The sequence below is a fragment of the Glycomyces sp. L485 genome, assembly GCF_022548875.1.
In the GTDB taxonomy this organism is placed as follows: Bacteria; Actinomycetota; Actinomycetes; order Mycobacteriales; family Micromonosporaceae; genus Glycomyces.
Genome location: NZ_JAKZEW010000017.1, coordinates 22,517 through 41,770 on the forward strand (window position 1 = coordinate 22,517; position 19,254 = coordinate 41,770).

The following is a 19,254-nucleotide window of genomic DNA, read 5'->3' on the forward strand; positions in this document are numbered from 1 at the left end:
GCTCAGGAGGTTCGCACGATGACGGCGTCTCCCGCAGCGACGGGGATGTCGCCGGAGTAAGCGGTGCCGTCGAGGGCGTCGGCGCCTCGGATGCCGGGGACGGTCGTGTCCTGGTCGGTGTGGTTGATGAGGAAGCAGTAGTCGCCGCGGTGGACGATCTCGACGTGTTCGGGGACGCCGATCGGGCGCGGCACTCCAGCGTGGTCGAGGGCTTCGGAGAGCAGTGCCCGCAGCCCGGTGCTGTCGTCGAGGGCGGTGGCGGCGTACCAGGCGGTGCCGGCGCCGAGCCGGTGTCGAGTGAGGGCGGGGTGTCCGGCGTCGGGTCCGTCGGCGAAGGAGGTGAGCGCCTGGGCGCCTTCGAGTCGGACGCGTTCGGACCAGATCCGGCCCCTCGCACCGGAGTCGAGCGACGCCGCGTCGCCCTCGGCTAGCGGGTGGAACTCCTCGACCCACAGGCCGAGGGTCTCGCGCAGCGCACCGGGGTGGGCTCCGGGGTGGACGGTGTCGTGTTCGTCGACGATGCCGGAGAAGTAGGAGACGACCAGGTGCCCGCCGTCTTCGACGTAGCCGCGGAGGTTCTTGGCGGCGGCGTCGGTGAGCAGGTAGGAGGAAGGTGCGACGACGAGGCGGTAGCCGGACAGGTCGGCTTCGGGGTGGGCGAAGTCGACGGTGACGTGCTGCTTCCACAGCGCCTCGTAGTAGGCCTCGACCCTTTCGCGGTAGCCGAGATCGACCGAGGGCCGCCATTCGAGTTCGAGGGCCCACCACGACTCCCAGTCCCACAACAGGGCCACCTCGGATGCGACCTCGGTGCCGGTGACGCCGGCCAGGCGCTGCAGGTCCGCGCCGAGGGCGACCACGTCGCGCCACACTTCGGTGTCGGTGCCGCCGTGAGGGAGCATCGCGGAGTGGAACTTCTCGGCGCCGGACCGGGAGGCCCGCCACTGGAAGAACATGAGGCCGTCCGCGCCGCGCGCGAGGTGGGCCAGGGAGTTGCGGCGCATCTCGCCGGAGGTCTTGGCGAGATTGCGACTCTGCCAGTTGACCGCCGAGGTGGAGTGCTCCATGACCATCCACGGGCCGCCGGCGACGCCGCGGACCAGGTCGGCGCTCATGGACAGTTCGATGTGGTTCTCGGGCCGCTCGGCGACGAGGTAGTGGTTGTTGGAGACGACGTCGACGACGTCGGACCAGCGCCAGTAGTCCATGTCTTTGCAGTTGGGGACCATGAAGTTCGTGGTCGCCGGCGCGTTCGAGTAGCGGGCGACGATCTCGCGCTGGGCGCGGTAGTTGGCGATGTGCTCGTCGTTGGAGAACCGCTGCCAGTCGAGTTGCAGGGCCGGGTTGACGCCGGGCGGGGCGGCGCTGGGAGCCTCGATCTGATCGAAGGAGCGGTAGACGATGCCCCAGAAGGCGGTGCCCCAGGCGTCGTTGAGCCGGTCGATATCCCCGTATCTGCTTTCGAGCCAACGGTGGAAGGCCTGCCTCGAGACCTCGCAGTAGCACGCGACACCGGCCCAGCCGTACTCGTTGTGAACGTGCCACAGCTCCACGGCCGAATGGTCGCCGTAGCGGGCGGCGAGTTGCTCGACGATGCTCGCGCAGGCCTCGCGGTAGACCGGCGAGGAGGGGCAGACGCCATGCCGGGTACCGCCCGCGAGGACGCGTCCGTCGAAGTCGACCAGGCGGATCTCGGGGTGCTCCCTGCGCAGCCACGCAGGAGGCGAGGCCGTCGGAGTGCCGAGGTCGACGCCGATGCCGTTCGCGCGCAGGAGCTCCATGATCCGGTCGAGGCCGCTGAAGTCGTACTCGCCGCGGAGCGGTTCGATGATCCCCCAATTGAAGATCCCGAGGCTGACGAGGTTGACCCCCGCCTCCCGCATGAGCCGGACGTCTTCGTGCCAGACCTCCTCGGGCCACTGCTCGGGGTTGTAATCGCCTCCATAGCGAATCGTCTTCAACACGGTCTCCTGTGAATTCCTCGCACCGACGCCTGTGAACGTGCACGCTACCCGGCCTGCCACAGGTTGGCAACCTGACGCCTCGCAGGTGTTGTTTCAGAATTGTGATCGTTCTATGGACCATTATTGCGTAGATAGATCGCAAACAGGTGCATACTACCCTTGCTTTCAGTGACGCATATCGCTACGTTGATGTAATCGTTCACGGTCTGCCGCTGGACCCCAGCGCCAGAATCCCTCAACTGAGACGAGGACTTGATATGCGAGGCAAAGGAGCTGTCGCCGCCGCGGCGGCGGCGGCGCTCGGACTGTCCGCCTGCGGCGGCCCCCCCGAAGAGGAGCAGGCCACCGAACTGGAATGGGACGCCGACGCCCAGCAGTACGTCATCGAAGAGGAGATCGCCTCCGGCGAAGTGCCACTGAAGGTGTGGATCGAAGAGGAACACCTCGCCGAGGCCGTCGTCACCTCCTTCAAAGAAGAGTTCAAAGAGGAATATCCCGACATCCAGGTCGAGTACGAGCTGGTCGTCAAGAACGACGCTGTCGAGAAGATGTCCCTGGCCGGCGAGGCCGGCAACGGCGCGGACGTCTACATGAGCTTCTACGACCAGGTCGCCCGCGCCATAGACGACGGCACCGCGGCACCGCTCGGCGAATACGAGAACGTCCTCTCCGAGCGCATGAGCGGCACCTTCACCGACGTCGTCTCCGCCGACGACCAGATGTACGCCGTGCCGGTCACCACCGAATCCATGGCCCTGATGTACAACACGACCCTCCTCGAGGAGCTCACCGGCTCCCCTGAGCCGGCCCAGACCTGGGAGGAGATCATCGACCTGGCCGGGGAGTACAACGACCCGGCCGCCAACCGGTGGACCATCCGCATGGTCACCAGCGAGATCTACCGCGCCTACCCGATCTTGTCCGCTGCCGGCTGGCAGGTCTACCCCGACGGCGATGTCGACGATCCCGGATTCGACGACCCGGAACTGGCGGCGGCGCTCGACTACTTCGCCGGCCTGCGCGAGATCTTCAACGTGCCCAGCGCCGACACCACGTGGGAGACCGTCGAGGAGGAGTTCGCCAAGGGCGAGACTCCCTACGTCATCACCGGCCCCTGGAGCTTCTCCACCTTCGACGAGGGCGCCGAGGCAAACGGCTTCGAGTACGGCGTGACGACCTTGCCGACCGCGAACGGCGGCGAGCCCGCGGGGGCCTTCGCCGGCATGCACGTCGCCGTGGTCTCGGGCTATTCGGAGTACCCGGCCGCCGCGCGAGTCTTCGCCAACTTCCTGGCCAGCGACACCGGCGCCGCCACCATCTACGAGCAGACCGGCCAGATCCCGGCTATCACCGCCGATCTGCTGTCGGGGGTCGAGGGCATCGCCGATGACCCGAACGTGGCCGGCATCGTCGCACAGTCGGCCCAGGCGGACCTGATCCCGCAGGTGCCCCAGTACTTCTGGGAGACCGGCAATGTCCTGACGGTGGACGTGTGGAACGACCTGTCCGACACCGCCGCCGCCCAGGAGAAGGCCGTGGCCACCTACAACGAACTGCACGGACTCTAGGAACCGGTCACCGTGAGTACCACCGAATCCGCTACGACCTCCGAGTCCCCCACCCCGGCCGGGGGCCGCGCGCAGCGCGGCCCCGGCCGTGCGGGCCTCCCCTCGTGGGTGCCGGGCGCCGCTTCGGCGCTGGTGTGGGGGGCCGGCCAGCTGATCAACCGTCAAGTCGGCAAGGCCGCTTTCTTCTTCGGGTTCTTCGCCGGCGCCATCGTCACGGAGATCGCCACCGGCAACTACTACTCCGGGATGGAGTTCAGCCCGCGCGGCAACGGAGGGTTCTTCGCCAAAGGCCTGTGGGGCCTGGTCACGCTCGGCACGCAGCCGCGCGAGATGACCCTCACCGGTCTGACAGAGGGCGACAACTCGATCGTCCTCATGGCCAACGGCCTGATCGCGATCCTGACCATGGCGCTGCTCGCGATCCTGTGGATCTGGGGCGTCCGCGACGCCGTCCGCTACCGCCGGACTCTGAACGCCGGTGGCGACCGCGTGACCTCGAGGGACTATTTCCAACGGCTGTGGGATGGCGCTTTCGCCTATATCGCGCTGTCGCCTGGCCTGGTGCTCATCGTGTTCATGTCGGTGCTGCCGGTCCTGTTCGGCATCCTGGTCGCCTTCACCGACTACAACCGCGACAACCTGCCCCCGAAGAACCTCGTCAGTTGGGTCGGCTTCGACAACTTCGCCACCGTCTTCTCGGTTCCCTCCTGGGCCGGGACATTCCTCGGAGTCCTCACCTGGACCTTCGTGTGGGCCGTGCTCGCCACAGCCATGACCTACATCGCGGGGATGCTCCAGGCAGTCCTCCTGGCGAACAAGAAGGTCAGATTCCCGCGCGTGTGGCGCTCGATCTTCCTGCTGCCCTGGGCAGTGCCCGGGATCGTCTCGGCCCTGGTGTTCCGGTCGATGTTCAACGGCCAGTTCGGGCCCATCAGCCAGTTTCTGGTCGACATCGGCCTGACCGACGAGCGGATCTACTGGTTCACCGACCCCTCCAGCCCCAATCTGGCTCGCGGCGTCGCACTCCTGGTGAACCTGTGGCTCGGGTTCCCGTTCTTCATGGCTCTGGTCGGCGGTGTGCTCGCCAACATCCCCGACAGCTACTACGAGGCCGCCCGCATCGACGGCGCAGGCCCGCTCCAGCAGTTCCGGTACATCACGTTTCCGGTCGTCCAGCGAGTGGTCTCACCGCTGCTGATCCTGGCGTTCGTGAGCAACTTCAACAACTTCGGCCTGATCTACTTCCTCACCGAAGGCGGCCCCGACAACGTCGACTACCGGTTCGCCGGCAGCACCGACCTCCTGGTCACCTGGTTGTTCAAGCTCACCCTCGACAACCGGCTCTACAACATCGGAGCGGTGATGAGCCTGATCGTCTTCTTCATCGTCGGCACCATCTCGGTGTGGAACCTCAACCGGTCCAAAGCGATCCGGGAGCTGTGAAACATGACTGCCACCACAAGGAATGAGCCGGGGCCACCGGCGACGCGCCAGAAGCGACCTCGCCGAGGAGACGCCGAAGGCCGTCAGCGGCTGCGCGACGGCACCGCCGGCCTGTTCATCCACATCGAACTCGCGATCGTCGCGTTCATCGTCGTCTTCCCACTGCTGTGGGTCGTCGGCTCCTCCCTCGGGCCCGGCGGCGGCCTGGCCAACGCCACCCCGATCCCCGAGAACGCGAGCCTCGACAACTACGTCCACCTGTTCACCCAGACGGACTACGGACGCTGGTACCTCAACTCCCTGTACGTCGCCACCCTCAACATGGTCGGCAGCGTCATCCTGTCGGCTCTGTGCGGGTACGTGTTCGCGCGTATCCGCTTCCGCGGCCGCAAGGTCAGCATGCTGGGAATCCTCATCCTCCAGATGTTCCCCAGCTTCCTGACCGCCATCGCGGTCTACATGCTGTTCCTCAATTTCGGGCTGCTGGACTCCCTGACGGGGCTGGCGCTGGTGAGCATCGCCGCGGCGCTGCCGTACAACACCTGGCTGATGAAGGGCTACACCGACAACCTGCCCGCGAGTCTGGACGAGGCCGCCGCGATCGACGGCGCCGGTCGGATCACGATCTTCCGCAAGATCGTCCTGCCGCTCATGCGCCCGATGCTCACCTTCGTGGCGATCACCCAGTTCACGATCCCGTGGATGGACTTCATCCTGCCTCGTCTGCTGCTGCAGAGCCAGGACAAGCAGACCGTGGCACTGGGCCTGTTCCAGCTGATCACGAACCAGTACCTGAACGACTTCACCACATTCGCCGCCGGTGCGGTGGTCCTCGCGGTGCCGATCACGATCCTCTACATCGTCCTGCAACGCCACCTGGTCACCGGTGCCATGGCGGGCGCGGAGAAGGGATGAGCATGTACCGGGGAGCGGGTGCGGCCATGACCGCCGAGGTCGAGTCCCTCGGCGAAAGTCCCTGGGCTGGACAGGCCCTCTTCGATCTCGACGGCAGAGGCCTGTCGTCGTCGCAGGCGCTCGGCGGCGCCTGACCCTCGATCGCAAAGGAGCGACTAATGAGACGACTATTCGCGGTGGCCCTCACGGCCACCATGTGCTTCACCGCCTTCGCCACGGCCTCCCCGGCCCAGGCCGTGCGGAGCGACTTCTACATGGGCGTCGACGTCGGCACGCTCGCCGAGGTCGAGGCGTCCGGGGAACGCTTCTACGACGACGGCGTGCAGGGCGACGCACTGCAGATCATGGCCGACAGCGGTTCCAACCTGGTGCGGCTGCGACTGTGGAACGACCCGTACAGCTCATCGGGCCAGCCCTACGGCGGCGGCACGAACGACCTGGCGAAGACGATCGAGATGGCGCAGCGCGCCAAGGCCCTCGGCATGGACGTCCTCCTCGACCTCCACTACTCGGACTTCTGGGCCGACCCGGGCAAGCAGTTCAAACCCAAGGCGTGGCGAAACCAGTCCTACGGCCAGCTCGTCGACTCGGTGCGGAACTACACCCGCGACGTCGTCTCCCAGATGAACGCCGCGGGCGCCAAGCCCGACATCGTCCAGGTGGGCAACGAGATCACCAACGGCATGCTCTGGCCCGAGGGCCGCACCTCCAACTGGTCGCAGCTCGGAGGCCTGCTCAAGGCCGGGATCGAGGGCGTCCACCAGGGCGCGAGCGGCATCGAGATCGCACTGCACCTCGACCGCGGCGGCAACAACGGCGCGTACCGCAACTGGTTCGACAACGCCCACGCGCAGGGCGTCCCGTACGACATCATCGCCATGTCGTACTACCCGTACTGGCACGGCACGATGAACCAGTTGCGGAACAACATGAACGACGTGGCCTCGCGCTACGGCAAGGACGTCCTCGTCGTCGAGACCGCGTACGCCTGGACCCTCGCGGACGGCGACGGCCGCGGCAACATCTTCACCAGCGACCACGCCGAGAGGTCGGGCTACCCGGCGACGGTGGCGGGCCAGACGCAGTTCCTGCGCGACCTGCAGGACGCCATCGCCGACGTGCCGAACGACCGCGGCCGCGGCCTGGTCTGGTGGGAGGCGGCGTGGACCGGCGACACCACCTGGGCCACGTCGGCCGGGATGTCGTACATCGACGACCACGCCGGCGAGAGCAACTCATGGGACAACCAGACCCTGTTCGACCACAGCGGGAACAAGCTGTCGACGCTGGACGTCTTCGGCGAGGTGACCGGCGGTGGTCCCGGAGATCCCGGAGATCCCGGAGAGAATGTGCTGACCAACGGCGGCTTCGAGTCGGGCAGCGGCAGGTCGGCGTCCGGCTGGAGCGTGTGGGCGCAGGACAGCGCCGACACCGACGCGGCCTTCCGGGAGTCGCGCGGGAGCATCCACCAGGGAAGCCACAAGTTCACGCACTGGAAGGGCTCCGCGTACGTCGTGTCCGCCTACCAGTCGCTGAGCGTCCCGAACGGGACCTACACGCTCACGGCCCAGGTCATGAACGGCGGCGGCCAGAACGCCGCGTACATGTACGCCAAGCGGCACGGCGGCGGTGAGCACCGGGCGGACCTCCCGGTGACCTCGCAGTGGACGCAGGTGTCCGTCTCGGGCATCCAGGTCACGAACGGGCAGATCGAGGTCGGGTTCTACTCGGACGCGAATGCCGGAAACTGGATCAACGTCGACACCGTGAGCCTGTCTCGCACCGGGTGAGTGAGACCGGGGAGGCCGCCAGAGCTGTGGGCGGCCTCCCCGCCCACCGGCGATAGGGAAGAATCTGAGCTGGAACGCGAGGAAGAGTTGAAGGACTTGACACGGAAACGACCTACGATCAACGATGTCGCCGAGGCCTCCGGGGTCTCGCGCGGCACGGTGTCACGCGTCCTCAACGAGAAGGGGAACGTCTCACTGGCGGCGGAGACGGCGGTCCGCCGGGCGGTGGCCGAGACGGGGTACGTGGTCAACCGCGCCGCCCGCAGCCTGAAGACCAGCCGCACCGGCTCGATCGTCATGGTCCTGTCCGAGCCGCAGGAGCGCCTGTTCGAGGACCCGAACTTCTCGGTGCTCATGCGCGTGGCGACGAACCAGCTCGCCGACCGCGACATGTCGCTGGTCCTCATGATCGCCGGCGACGACGGCGGACGCGACCGGGTGGCCCGCTACCTTCGCGGCGGCCACGCCGACGGGGCGCTGCTGATCTCCTCCCACGCGGGCGACCCGCTGCTGGAGGCCATCGAGCACAGCGGGGTTCCCACGGTGGCATGCGGCGCGGTGCTGGGGCGCGAGAGCGTCATCCCGTACGCGGCGGCCGACGACCGCGGCGGGGCGCGCGCGATGACCGAGTACCTGGTGGAGCAGGGGCGCCGCAGGATAGGCATGATCACCGGCCCGCTCGACACCCCCGGCGGCTCGCTGCGGCTGGAGGGCTTCACGGGCGTGCTGGGCCGCAGGGCGACCAAGAGGATGGTCGTCCACGGCGACTACACGCAGGCCGGCGGTGAGGCTGCCATGCGCAAGCTGCTGGCGAACGTGCCCGACCTGGACGCGGTGTTCATCGCCTCCGATCTCATGGCCGCCGGGGCGCTCCAGGCTCTCCATGCGACGGGCCGACGCGTCCCCGGCGACGTGGCCGTCGCCGGGTTCGACGACTCGGCGATCGCCACCGCGACCCGTCCGATGCTCACCACCGTCCGCCAGCCCCTCGCCAAGGTCGCAGAGGAGACGGTCCGCCTCCTCATCGCCCTGCTCGACGAGCGGGAGGTCGAGTCCGTGGTACTGCCGACCGAACTGATCGTTCGCGACTCGGCCTGACGCCGAGAGCGAGGCAGCCGGTTCGGCAGGCGCGGCGTACGGCTGATGCCGCCATCGCAGCACCGCGCGGAATCGACGGCGCCGTCGCCGACATGATCGTTCACAGAATCGCTTTGAACGTATTGACTAGATATTGACGTATGGCTATACTTCGTCTTGATGGGATCGTTCACAATCAGATCCTGAGGCCACTGACCGAAGAGGAGAAAACGCCGGCACCGGACCCCTGACCTCTGCTCCAGTGGCCCCTAGCCGTCAACACCCCAGAGGCCGGGAAGGCTCTTGCGACACTGAGCGCGCATTCAGGGTCTCAGTACCAGATCGATCCACCTGCCGGTGGGCACCGGCCTCCGAACCATCCAAGAAGGAGTCAACATGGCAATGCAACGACGCACTTTCCTGAATCTGAGCCTCGCCGGAGCGCTGGGTGCGGGCGCGTCCCTGCTCGGCTCCGGGCAGGCGCTCGCCGATCCCGCCCCGGCCGATCCGTTCGCCGTGGGCGTGCGCAGGTACGACTGGTGGCGCGGCAGCCGCCAGTGCACCACCTACGTCTACTACCCCGCCACCGGCAGTGCCGGCGGGAATCCGATCACCGACGCCCCGACCGCCGACGGCGTCTTCCCCGTCTACAACTTCACCCACGGCTTCCAGAGCAGCCCGCAGAACTCCCTGTTCATCATCCGGGCTCTGGCCGCGGCGGGCTTCGTCGTCCCCGCCCCGCACTTCGACCACAACTTCAACGACGTCAACAACGGCAACGTCTCCCGAGACGTCTCGGAGATCATCACCCAGACCCTCGCCCTCAACAGCAGCGGGCCCCTGGCCGGGCACATCAACACCGACATCGGCGTCGGCGTCTCGGGCCACTCGCTGGGCGGCATGACCACCCACGGCCTGCTGACCTCCTGGCCCGACAGCCGCATCATCTCGGCCAACCCGCAGTCGTGCACCGACATGGGCAACCCGTCCAGTTCCGTCTCGGCCAAGGTCCTGTTCGTCCACGGTGACCGCGACGACCTCACGGGGTACGACTCGGCCCGGCAGGCGTACTCGGAGATCTCCTGGCCCAAGGCGTTCCTCACCTTCGTCGGCGGCAGCCACACCAGCTTCTGGAGCGACCAGCGATTCCCCAGAACCGTCGTCGACTGGGCCCGTTGGACCATGTACGGCGACACCGCCGCTCGGGACCGCCTCCCGGCAGACGCGAGCGGGTCCGGCACCAGGTGGGAAGCCGAGTTGGGCGATCCGCCCAGCGGCTCGGGCCACTACCGCCTGACCGCCCAGCACAGCGGCAAGTTCGCCGACATCGACGCCAGGTCCACCGCCGCCGGGGCACTGCTCATCCAGTGGGCCCCCACCGGTCGGACCAACCAGGACTTCGAGTTCGTCGACTCGGGCGACGACCACTACCGGATCAAGGCGCGTCACAGCGGTCTGGTCCTCCAGGTCGCCGACAACAGCAGCGGAGCCGACATCACCCAGCAGCCGGACACGAACGCCGCGAACCAGCAGTGGCGCATCGTCGACCACGGCGACGGCACGGTCAGCCTCATCAACCGGGCCTCCGGCCTGGCCATGGACGTCTGGGAGTGGTCCTCCGACGACGGCGCCCGCATCTCCCAGTGGGAGTACACAGGCGACTCCAACCAGCGCTTCTCCCGTCAAGCCGTCTGACCCATAGCGATCCGATCCGACGATGACGGCGTCGCACGGTATCCCGGCATACAGTGTCGGCGCCGTCTCGGTCGGGTGCCCCGCAACCCACTACGCACGGAGCAATCATGCGAACACCTCGGATCAGGCGGCTCAAGAGCCTGACGGCACTCGCGGTCGCGGCCCTGGTCGCCGCGGCCATGTTCATCTTCAATCCGTTCGGCGCCTCGGCACAGGTCGACACCGACGCCTGGTACATCATCGAATCCCGGTCCTCGGGCCTGGTCCTCGACATCGAGGGCGCCTCTACGCAGACAGGCGCCGAGCTGGTCCAGTGGAACCGCACGGATGCAGAGAGCCAGCAGTTCCGGTTCATCGACGCCGGCGACGGCTACCACCGCATCCAGGCGCGGCACTCGAACATGGTCCTGGATGTGTGGGAACGGAACCCCGACGACGGGGCCACCATCGCCCAGTACACCGATCAGAACGGCACCAACCAGCAGTGGCAGGTCCAGGAGAGCGGCGGCTACGCCACCTTCGTCAACCGCTTCTCCGACAAGGCGCTCGACGTGTGGGAGAAGTCCACCACCGCCGGTGACCGGATCTCGCAGTACACGCCGAACGGCGGCACGAACCAGCAATGGCGACTGATCCCGGTCGACGGCGACGAGCCGACCGATCCCCCGACCACCGGCGGTCCCGGCGACCCCGGTCAGGGCGGCGACGGCCGGTACGAGGTCGAGGCGCTGACCCGTGGAGTCACGGTCGTGCCGTCCGGCGGTGGGAACCTGGTCAGCTGGCGGCTGCTGGGAACCGACGCCGAGGACGCGGCCTTCAACGTCTACCGAGGCGACACGAAGTTGAACTCCTCGCCGATCACCGGCGCGACCAACTACCTCGACGGCTCCGGATCGTCGGGTTCGCAGTACACGGTCCGGGCCGTCACGGACGGGACCGAGGGTTCCGCCTCGGGTGTCGAGGTCCGGTTCAACTCCAGCGGCTACTTCGATGTTCCGATCCAGCGGCCGGCGGGCGGCACCACGCCTTCGGGCGAGTCGTACAGCTACGTGGCGAACGACACCAGCGCCGCCGACCTCGACGGCGACGGCACCTACGAGCTGATCGTCAAATGGGACCCGACCAACGCCCACGACAACGCGCACGATGGCTACACCGGCAATGTCTACCTCGACGCCTACCGCCTCAACGGCCAGCGGCTGTGGAGGATCGACCTGGGACGCAACATCCGGGCCGGGGCGCATTACACGCAGTTCCAGGTGTACGACTACGACGGCGACGGCGCCGCCGAACTCGCGGTGAAGACCGCCGACGGCACCCGCGACGCCAACGGCACCGTCATCGGCTCGTCCAGCGCCGACCACCGCAACTCCTCCGGCCGGATCCTGGCCGGGCCGGAGTTCCTGACGATCTTCGACGGCCGGACCGGCGCGGCGATGGACACGGTCAACTACCAGCCGGCCCGCGGCAACGTCTCCTCTTGGGGTGACAACTACGGCAACCGGGTCGACCGGTTCCTCGCCGGAACGGCCTATCTCGACGGTGAGACCCCGTCGATGATCTTCTCGCGCGGCTACTACACCCGCACGGTGATCTGGGCCGTCGACTGGGACGGCCAGGACCTGACCACCCGGTGGACCTTCGACTCGAACCAGGCCGGTTCGCAGTACGAGGGGCAGGGGGCGCACAGCCTCTCCATCGCCGACCTGGACGGCGACGGCCGCCAGGACGTCGTGTTCGGGGCCATGGCGATCGGCTCGAACGGGCAGGCGCTGTGGAACACCCGCCTGGGCCACGGCGACGCCCTCCACGTGTCGGACTTCGTGCCGTCCAACCCCGGGCAGGAGGTGTACATGCCCTCGGAATGGACCTCGGGACCCTCCTCGCGCCTGGTCGACGGCGACAACGGCTCGATCATCTTCCAGACCCCGCGCACCGGCAACGACAACGGCCGCGGCGTGGCCGGCAACGTCTGGTCGGGCAATCCCGGCGGCGAGTTCTGGTCATCGTCGGTCGGCGGCATGCAGGACGCCTCGGGCAGCAACATCGGGTCGAAGCCGAGCTCGACCAACTTCCTGTCCTGGTGGGACGGCGACGGCGAGCGCGAGCTGCTCAACGGCACCACCATCGACAACTACTCGCCGGGCCAGCGGCTGCTGACCGGTTCGGGGGTGTCGTCGAACAACGGCACCAAGTCGACTCCGGCGCTGTCGGCGGACCTGTTCGGCGACTGGCGCGAAGAGGTCGTCTGGAGGACCTCGAACAGTTCGGCGCTGCGGATATACGCCACGCCGCACGAGACGGACCTGCGGATACCGACGCTGATGCACGACATTCAGTACCGGGTCGCGATCGCCTGGCAGAACACCGGCTACAACCAGCCGCCGCACCCGAGCTTCTACATCGGTTCGGACGTCACCGCCTATCCCTGGCCTGATGTCCACACCCCGTAGAAGTCAGCGGCACTCGGGCGCGGGGCCGGCGCACCCCGCACCGAGACGATGAGCGAGGCGGACCCGGGGCGGGTCCGCCTCGCTCACTTCCGTCGCTGGATCGGCGACTCACTCCGTGCACAAACGCGGCGGTACGAGTTCGGAGGCGAAGATGTCCGCTGCCGTGAATGCGAAGGTCTCGTCATCGCCGTACCTGACCTCTTCCCGTGCCGCCACCGCATAGCGCAGTTCCTCACCGCCGCCGAGAGAGGCGGCCTTGGCGATCAATGCCGTCTTGATCCGATTGGCGTTCACCGATTTGGCCCACTTCGCCTCGCCGACGAGAACCGGGATTCTGGTCCGCTCGGGTTGGGCCAGCACGACAGCGTCGATCTCGTCTTGGCCGCCGCCGCGCCACCAGGGGCCGACCTTCACGACCCGGTCTCCGAGCAGGCCCGCGACCGCGAGTCGCCGCAGGTGAGCCCGGAATGCCTCTTCGAATGCCCACCCGAAGTGCTCGGAGGTCGCATCGGCGAGCGCGGCGACGATCCGCTCGCCCGAGCCGAGCTCGATCTCCTCGGCGTAGGCAGACAGGGGTCCTAGGTGGAAGGCGAGCAGGTTGTCGGCGATCGCATAGTACTTCCGCCGGGTCCGCGCGCTTTCGGTCACCGGCGTGACGTGCCGGAGCAGACGCAGCTCCTCCAGGCGTTCGAGCGTTCGAGTCGGGTTGGCGCCGACGGCGGTCTGAATCTCGGAGTACTTGGTGCTCCCCTGCGCGACCGCGTGCAGCACAGCCTCGGCCAGGCCGCCTTCGCCGGCCTCGGTCTTGAGGACGAATTCCGCTTCCAGTCGCAGCGGTGCACCGGGGCGGCAGGCGAGTTCCAGGAGGTTGTCTTCGAATGATCGGCCTTGGTCCCACATGGACAGATGCAGCGGCATCCCGCCACAGACGGCCCATACCTTCGCGCGCTCGACCGAGTTCAAATCAGGCAGCATCCCGGCAGACTCGAACGGAAGAAACGGATGCAACTGCACGGCCAGGTCGAAGCGGCCATAGAGGGGTTCACGGGAGTCTTGGAGACCGAACATCGTGCGCACCGCCGATCCGCACAGCAGCACCTTCAGCGAGGTCCTCCCCTCCCATCGATCCCAGAACGCGCGCAGGATTCCCGGTAGGGCGGGTTCGGACTTCAACAGCTCGGGGAATTCGTCGAGTGCCAACAGCGTGGGCGTTGCGACGGCCAGCTCCGCCAGGTGGTCGAGGGCCTCGTCCCAGTCCCGATACGGGTTCGCGCCCGCGAGGTCGCGCCTGAGATCGGGGATCACAGCCGCCACTCGCGCGGAGAGGCTCCTGAGCTCGGCTGCGGCGGGAAGCCCCCGGCCGGTATAGAACACTGCTCGCTTGCCGCCGGTGAAATGACTGATCAACGCGGTCTTGCCGACTCGACGCCGCCCCCAGATCAGCGCGAACCGCGGAGAGGATCCCCACCAGCGCTCCAGGCGCTCCAGTTCCTCACGACGACCGACGAATTTCATACACTGAAAGTATCATACGTCCAGTGCATGTTACATCGAATGCATGTAATAGAAGACCGGGCCCGGTGGCTTGCGCCGCCGGGTCCCGGTCACTGGGCGGTGCTTCAGCTCGGGGCTCCCCCAACCGGGAGTCCCGCTCTTGCGACCGCCCTGTTCTATCAGTGGTTCAGGACCACGATCGTCCGCCCCGCCAGGTCCTCACCAGCGAAGTAGTTCACCGCCGCCAGATAGCGGCCTTCGGGATCGAGGTCCGACCAGCTCGCGGTGACGGTGTATTCGCCGCCTGGAGCGGCGTCGATCGAATCCGGGGTCACCGTCAGGCCGCTCGCGACCTCGGGGAGCGCCCAGGTGTGGACCGAGACCTCGACGGTCTCGACCGGCGCGCTCCACAGGTCCACGTAGATGACGTACGTCTGACCCGGTTCCAGGTCGAGTACCTCGTCGGAACTCGCGTTGGACGTCTCGTCGTACAACGCGAGCGATCCGTCGGAGTCCCTGGTGTAGGCGTAGAGGTCCAGGTCGGTGCCCGCTTCGTAGTCGGCATCGACGGTCGCTACGCGGCCCGTCACGGCGTCTGCCGGGACGGTGAACTCGAACGCCTTGGTCTGCTCGCGCTCCGGCGGGCTGTCCCTGGGGAACGTGGATTTGTCCGCGCCGCTCAGCGTCAGCGTCTCGACCTCGGAGGCGACCGGGCCGGACGCCGTGATCTCCAGCGGCGCCTCGATTCCGGTCCGCACGCCGATCTCGATCGACCCCTCCGGTCCCGAGACGAGGACTTCCTGCGGCGCGGCGATGTCCTTGTACCGGACTGCGATCGGGCTGTGGACCTCATGGCCGTACCAGTCGCGCCAGGTCAGCGAGCCGAACGACCATTCGCCGACGGCGGCGTCAGTGCGGGTGACGGTGAGCGTGTATGTCATCGACGCCCCGGGGGCGACCCTGAGCCAGGCGCGGTCCACGGTCACCTCGAAGCCGGCCGGCGCCTCGATCTCGGGAACGTAGAAGCCGTAGCGGTCGTCCACGTTGGTCACCGTACGGGTGATCGTCTGCACGCCGACCAGGTCATTGACCGCGATCGACGGGTAGTTCAGGTCGCTCGGGTCGATCGCGCCGTGCTCGGCCTCGTTCGCCTGGCAGGTCGCGCCCTCGTCGAGCTGCTGGAACTGCCCGATGGCACATCCGTAGCCGATCCAATCGTCGACGCCCGAGTCGTAGACCAGGCCAGGGTCGAACATGGTCCGCCCGTCGGCGTGTCCGGCCCCGAAGTCGAACGGGGTGGCGTCCTCGCCGCCGCGCTGGATCGGTTCCCCCGCGGTGTCGACCTGGTAGGCGGTCGTCATCAGCGCCGACTTGACCGTCATCGGCGACCAGTCCGGGTTGGCGCTCATGAGCAACGCCGCGAGCCCGGCGACGTGCGGGCTCGACATGGACGTGCCGCTCATGATGCCGAAGTCGTCGTCTCCGGCCATCCAGTCGGGGGCGTACGCGGCGAGGACCTGGACGCCCGGTGCGGTGATGTCGGGCTTGAGCAGGTCGCCGTCCGGCACCAGGCTCGGGCCCACAGAAGAGAACGGCGCCATCTCGGGCGCGGTGTGCTCGACGGGTTCGAGCCGGTGGAGCGTGACGGTCGCCTCGGCGTTGCCGGCAGCATACGCTTCAAGCGCGTCACCGGCCTCGACGTCGATGTGGGCGGCGACGATCGGGGCATCCCAAGAGCTGGTGCGAATGTCGTCCGCTTCGGGGTCGTCGTTGTAGACGACCATCGCCGCACCACCCGCGTCGAGCACTTCCTCGCCCTTGTCGAAGACCATGACCTCGCCTTGGGCGCAGGCGACCGCACGACCGGAGACCGTCTCGGCGTCGAGCGTGCCGGGCAGGCAGAGCCGCGCCTCGCCCGGGTCGGCCCCGTCGAGCGCGGCCTCTTCGGCGAGAACCAAGTCGAGCTCCTTGTCGGCGCTGGACCAGCCGCCGATGGTGCCGTACGGGAAGGCCCGGCCGTCGCCGAGACTCAGCTCGGACTCGATGGCGCGCGGGTGTGTGGAGGCGGCCACGGTGGTCGCCCACGGGCTGTTGTGGTTGACCGTGGCCGGGCCGTCGAAGCCCTGGTTGCCGGCGATGGTGGCGACGAAGACGCCGGCTGCGGAGGCATTGAACATCGCGATCGACACCGGGTCGTTGACGCTGCTCCTCGCTCCGTGGACCGAGAAGTTGATGACGTCTACCCCGTCGTTGACGGCGTCATCGAAGGCCGCCACCGTGTCCGAGATGGCGCAGCCGCTGGGACCCCCGAACGGGGTGCCCCAGCAGGCCTTGTAGAACGCCAGGCGCGCGGCGGGAGCCAGGCCCGAGACGGTCCCCTGCGATTCGCCGTCGAGCACAAGGTCGGTCCCCCAGTTCCCGGCGGCGATGCTGCCGATGTGGGTACCGTGCGTCCAGTCCGAGCGTGGCGATGCCAGGCCGACGCCGTCCGCTGCGAGGCCTTCGGCGTCATACCAGCGCGCACCGATCACCTTGTTGTTGCAGGTGACGTTGTCCTCCGGCTTCTCCTCGCCCTCGACGCACTCACCACTCCACTTGGCGTCGATGATCTCCTGATCGGGCCTCGGCTCGGGCATGGGCGCGAAATGCGGGTGCTCAGGCCAGTAGCCGTCGTCGACGACGCCGATGATGACACCCTCGCCCGCCCGCTCGCCGCCACCGAACTCCGTCTCCCACGACCCGCCGGCACCGGACAGGCCGAGGAACTCGGGCGAGGCGTCCATCTGGAGCGGCTGGCGCCGGTCGGGGAAGACGCCGGCGACGCGGTCGTGCCCGGCCAGCTCGGCCGCCTCGGCGGCGGTGAGCTCGACGGCGACGCCGTTGAACACGGTGTCGAACTCGTAGTCGGGCGTGACGCCCTGGACCTCGGCGAGCACGTCGTCGCGGATCTCGGCCAGGTGGTCGCGGTACTCCTCGACCTGCGGCGAGTCCTGGTCGATGGTCTCGCCCTCGTCGGGGGCGGTGGCGGCCAGGCCGGTGAGGCCGCCGTCGTAGACGGCAACCGGTTCGTCGGAGAACTGGACGAGGTAGCGGCCGTCTCTGAACGAGGCGGCCGGTACAGGGTCGGCCTCGGCGGGGCCGGCGACGAGGGCCGTCGCCGTGAACGCGGCCGCGCCGACCAGCGCGGTGATGCGCCGTCCTCGAGCGGCACGGGATGGCCGTGCGGGTCTCATAATCGGGGTTCCTTTCGGAGGGTTGCGCTTTCAAGTGGCGGGGTCGGCTTGTCGATGGATCCGGGGCGCGCCCGCCCTCACCCTGTGCGCGGGCGCGCCCCGGCTGGCGCGGTCAGCCCGAGACCGCGCCGTGTGGAGGAGATCAGGTCAAGTGGGCCGGGCCGCGGTCCTCGGCGCCGACGGGGAATCGGCGAGCAGTCGTTTCATAACAGTTCGTAGTAATTAGGGTGTTCCTCTCATAAAGCGAAGAACCTTCCCGAAAGGGGAATACGGCGTCACTATGATTGCTTGAATCCACAACGATCGTCAATACGTTCGGATGCTTTTGAGGGGGTGCGAAATAGCCCCCCTGAGAACCCTCGATCCGCTGCGGCAGAGGAAGATTGATGGACAAGGCACAAGCGAGACAAGGAGGCACCGAGCTCGGGCGGTTCTTGCGCGCACGGCGCGAGAGGACCGGCCCCGCCGACGTCGGCCTGAGCGCCCGCCCGGGCGTTCGGCGCACACCGGGCCTGCGACGCGAGGAGCTCGCGATGCTCGCCGGAGTGAGCCCCGACTACTACAGGCGACTGGAGCGCGGCAAGGAATCCCACCCGAGCCCGCAGGTCATCGACGCACTGGCCCGAGCGCTGAGACTCGGCGGTCTCGAGCACAGGCACCTGCGCGAACTGGCGGCGCGAGCCGGCTGCGCCAAAACGGCGCCCACCGCGCCGAGTCGGGCCCTACCGCCCGCGGTGCCGCTCATGCTGGAGCGGCTGCGGCCGTATCCGGCGATCGTGGTCAGCCGTGTCTTCGACGTGCTGGACGCCAATCCGAGCGGGCTGCGGATGCTGATAGGGATAGAGGACTGGCCGGCCGAGGAACGCAATCTCGCCCGTCTCCTGTTCCTGCACCCGTCCACCCGGAGAGTGTGCGGCGACTGGGAGCATCTGGCCCGCCGCTGCGTCGCCGGGCTCCGCACACTGGCCGGAACCGAACCCGATGCCCCCGACCTGGCAGGCGTCGTCGGCGAGCTGATGGCCGAGAGCCCGGAGTTCGCGAAGTTCTGGGACCGCTACGAGGTCGAAGGACACACCTTCGGCGACAACACCTTCCACTTGCCGGAGCTGGGTACGATCAGGGTGGGCTACCAGGGCATGGTCTTGCAGGGCACCGGAGGGCAGCGGCTGATATTCAGCTTCGCCCCTCCCGGCGGCCCCGACTACGACGCGCTGGTGAGGCTCGACGCGGAGGCCGCCGAGCACTTAGCACCCGCGGATCTCCTCCACGGCGATCGGCTTCTCCGGGAACGAGATCCGGACGCTCCGGGCCGACCGGGCCGGGAGTTGGAGGTACGCCGAGAGCTCGTCGCGATGCGACCCTCGAGCACGCGCCCGTCCCCGGCGGCCTGGCGGCCGAGTGCAGGTCCGCGGCGACATCGGTGCAGTAGGGGTCGCGGAACGAGTCCTCCGCCAGGCCGAAGGCCTGCGCCTTCTCGCATGTGGCCTGCACCTCAGTCGTTATCGAACCGTGATGATTCAGAGACCGTTTCGTTTGTTTCGATCTCGTAGCGTATCGGTTAATCGATTAACGCTTCCGGTGGAGCCGCGCGTTAGGATAGTTAATCGATTAACCTCTCGGAA

At 67.7% G+C, this 19,254-nt stretch carries 12 protein-coding genes; 9 read left to right on the forward strand and 3 right to left on the reverse strand.

The features are described from left to right. Positions 1-2: 2 nt before the first annotated feature. On the reverse strand, positions 3-1,964 hold the full coding sequence (locus L0U85_RS10575; RefSeq protein WP_241377726.1) for a beta-galactosidase: 1,962 nt from the start codon (positions 1,962-1,964) through the stop codon (positions 3-5). A 257-nt stretch (positions 1,965-2,221) separates the two neighbouring features. On the opposite strand from L0U85_RS10575, the gene L0U85_RS10580 reads away from it, so the two are divergent. The 8 genes from L0U85_RS10580 (at position 2,222) to L0U85_RS10615 (ending at position 12,905) form a co-directional block, all read left to right on the forward strand. After that, a complete protein-coding gene (locus L0U85_RS10580; RefSeq protein ID WP_241377727.1) occupies positions 2,222-3,532 on the forward strand; it encodes an extracellular solute-binding protein in 1,311 nt (436 codons plus the stop codon). A gap of 12 nt (positions 3,533-3,544) precedes the next feature. Continuing rightward, on the forward strand, positions 3,545-4,975 hold the full coding sequence (locus L0U85_RS21300) for a sugar ABC transporter permease (RefSeq protein WP_241377728.1): 1,431 nt from the start codon (positions 3,545-3,547) through the stop codon (positions 4,973-4,975). Positions 4,976-4,978: 3 nt separating this feature from the next. After that, the gene (locus L0U85_RS10590; RefSeq protein WP_241377729.1) at positions 4,979-5,890 is read left to right on the forward strand and encodes a sugar ABC transporter permease; all 912 of its coding nucleotides are present in this window, start codon (positions 4,979-4,981) and stop codon (positions 5,888-5,890) included. After that, the gene (locus tag L0U85_RS10595; protein ID WP_241377730.1) at positions 5,887-6,024 is read left to right on the forward strand and encodes a hypothetical protein; all 138 of its coding nucleotides are present in this window, start codon (positions 5,887-5,889) and stop codon (positions 6,022-6,024) included. The genes L0U85_RS10590 and L0U85_RS10595 overlap by 4 nt, the downstream gene beginning before the upstream one ends. Positions 6,025-6,048: 24 nt before the next feature. After that, positions 6,049-7,680 (forward strand): glycosyl hydrolase 53 family protein, encoded by a 1,632-nt coding sequence (locus L0U85_RS10600; protein WP_241377731.1) that lies wholly within the window; start codon positions 6,049-6,051, stop codon positions 7,678-7,680. A gap of 96 nt (positions 7,681-7,776) precedes the next feature. After that, positions 7,777-8,778: a LacI family DNA-binding transcriptional regulator gene (locus L0U85_RS10605; protein WP_241377732.1), complete on the forward strand. Its 1,002-nt coding sequence runs from the start codon at positions 7,777-7,779 to the stop codon at positions 8,776-8,778. 375 nt (positions 8,779-9,153) lie between these two features. Continuing rightward, positions 9,154-10,452, forward strand: a complete 1,299-nt coding sequence (locus L0U85_RS10610; RefSeq protein WP_241377733.1) for an RICIN domain-containing protein — start codon at positions 9,154-9,156, stop codon at positions 10,450-10,452. A gap of 107 nt (positions 10,453-10,559) precedes the next feature. After that, positions 10,560-12,905, forward strand: coding sequence for an RICIN domain-containing protein (locus L0U85_RS10615; protein WP_241377734.1), 2,346 nt, complete (start codon positions 10,560-10,562; stop codon positions 12,903-12,905). 108 nt (positions 12,906-13,013) lie between these two features. Here L0U85_RS10615 and L0U85_RS10620 read toward each other — a convergent pair whose 3' ends face one another. Together L0U85_RS10620 and L0U85_RS20685 are read right to left on the reverse strand one after the other, a co-directional pair. After that, entirely contained in the window at positions 13,014-14,420 is a 1,407-nt protein-coding gene (locus tag L0U85_RS10620) for a DUF234 domain-containing protein (RefSeq protein WP_241377735.1), read from the reverse strand. Positions 14,421-14,578: 158 nt separating this feature from the next. Beyond that, positions 14,579-17,632, reverse strand: a complete 3,054-nt coding sequence (locus tag L0U85_RS20685; RefSeq protein ID WP_277605654.1) for a S8 family serine peptidase — start codon at positions 17,630-17,632, stop codon at positions 14,579-14,581. A 386-nt stretch (positions 17,633-18,018) separates the two neighbouring features. Here L0U85_RS20685 and L0U85_RS10640 point away from each other — a divergent pair, with 386 nt between their 5' ends. Then, positions 18,019-19,182 carry a helix-turn-helix transcriptional regulator gene (locus L0U85_RS10640; RefSeq protein WP_241377736.1) on the forward strand — a complete coding sequence of 388 codons (1,164 nt, stop codon included), beginning with the start codon at positions 18,019-18,021 and terminating at the stop codon, positions 19,180-19,182. The last annotated feature ends 72 nt before the right edge of the window (positions 19,183-19,254 follow it).

Excerpts from the sequence above, each read along its gene's own strand:
- L0U85_RS10615 (WP_241377734.1), top strand. The coding sequence starts at position 10,560 with ATGCGAACACCTCGGATCAGGCGGCTCAAGAGCCTGACGGCACTCGCG.
- L0U85_RS10640 (WP_241377736.1), top strand. The coding sequence starts at position 18,019 with ATGGACAAGGCACAAGCGAGACAAGGAGGCACCGAGCTCGGGCGGTTC.
- L0U85_RS10610 (WP_241377733.1), top strand. The coding sequence starts at position 9,154 with ATGGCAATGCAACGACGCACTTTCCTGAATCTGAGCCTCGCCGGAGCG.
- L0U85_RS10590 (WP_241377729.1), top strand. The coding sequence starts at position 4,979 with ATGACTGCCACCACAAGGAATGAGCCGGGGCCACCGGCGACGCGCCAG.
- L0U85_RS10620 (WP_241377735.1), bottom strand. The coding sequence starts at position 14,420 with ATGAAATTCGTCGGTCGTCGTGAGGAACTGGAGCGCCTGGAGCGCTGG.
- L0U85_RS10600 (WP_241377731.1), top strand. The coding sequence starts at position 6,049 with ATGAGACGACTATTCGCGGTGGCCCTCACGGCCACCATGTGCTTCACC.
- L0U85_RS10580 (WP_241377727.1), top strand. The coding sequence starts at position 2,222 with ATGCGAGGCAAAGGAGCTGTCGCCGCCGCGGCGGCGGCGGCGCTCGGA.
- L0U85_RS20685 (WP_277605654.1), bottom strand. The coding sequence starts at position 17,632 with ATGAGACCCGCACGGCCATCCCGTGCCGCTCGAGGACGGCGCATCACC.
- L0U85_RS10595 (WP_241377730.1), top strand. The coding sequence starts at position 5,887 with ATGAGCATGTACCGGGGAGCGGGTGCGGCCATGACCGCCGAGGTCGAG.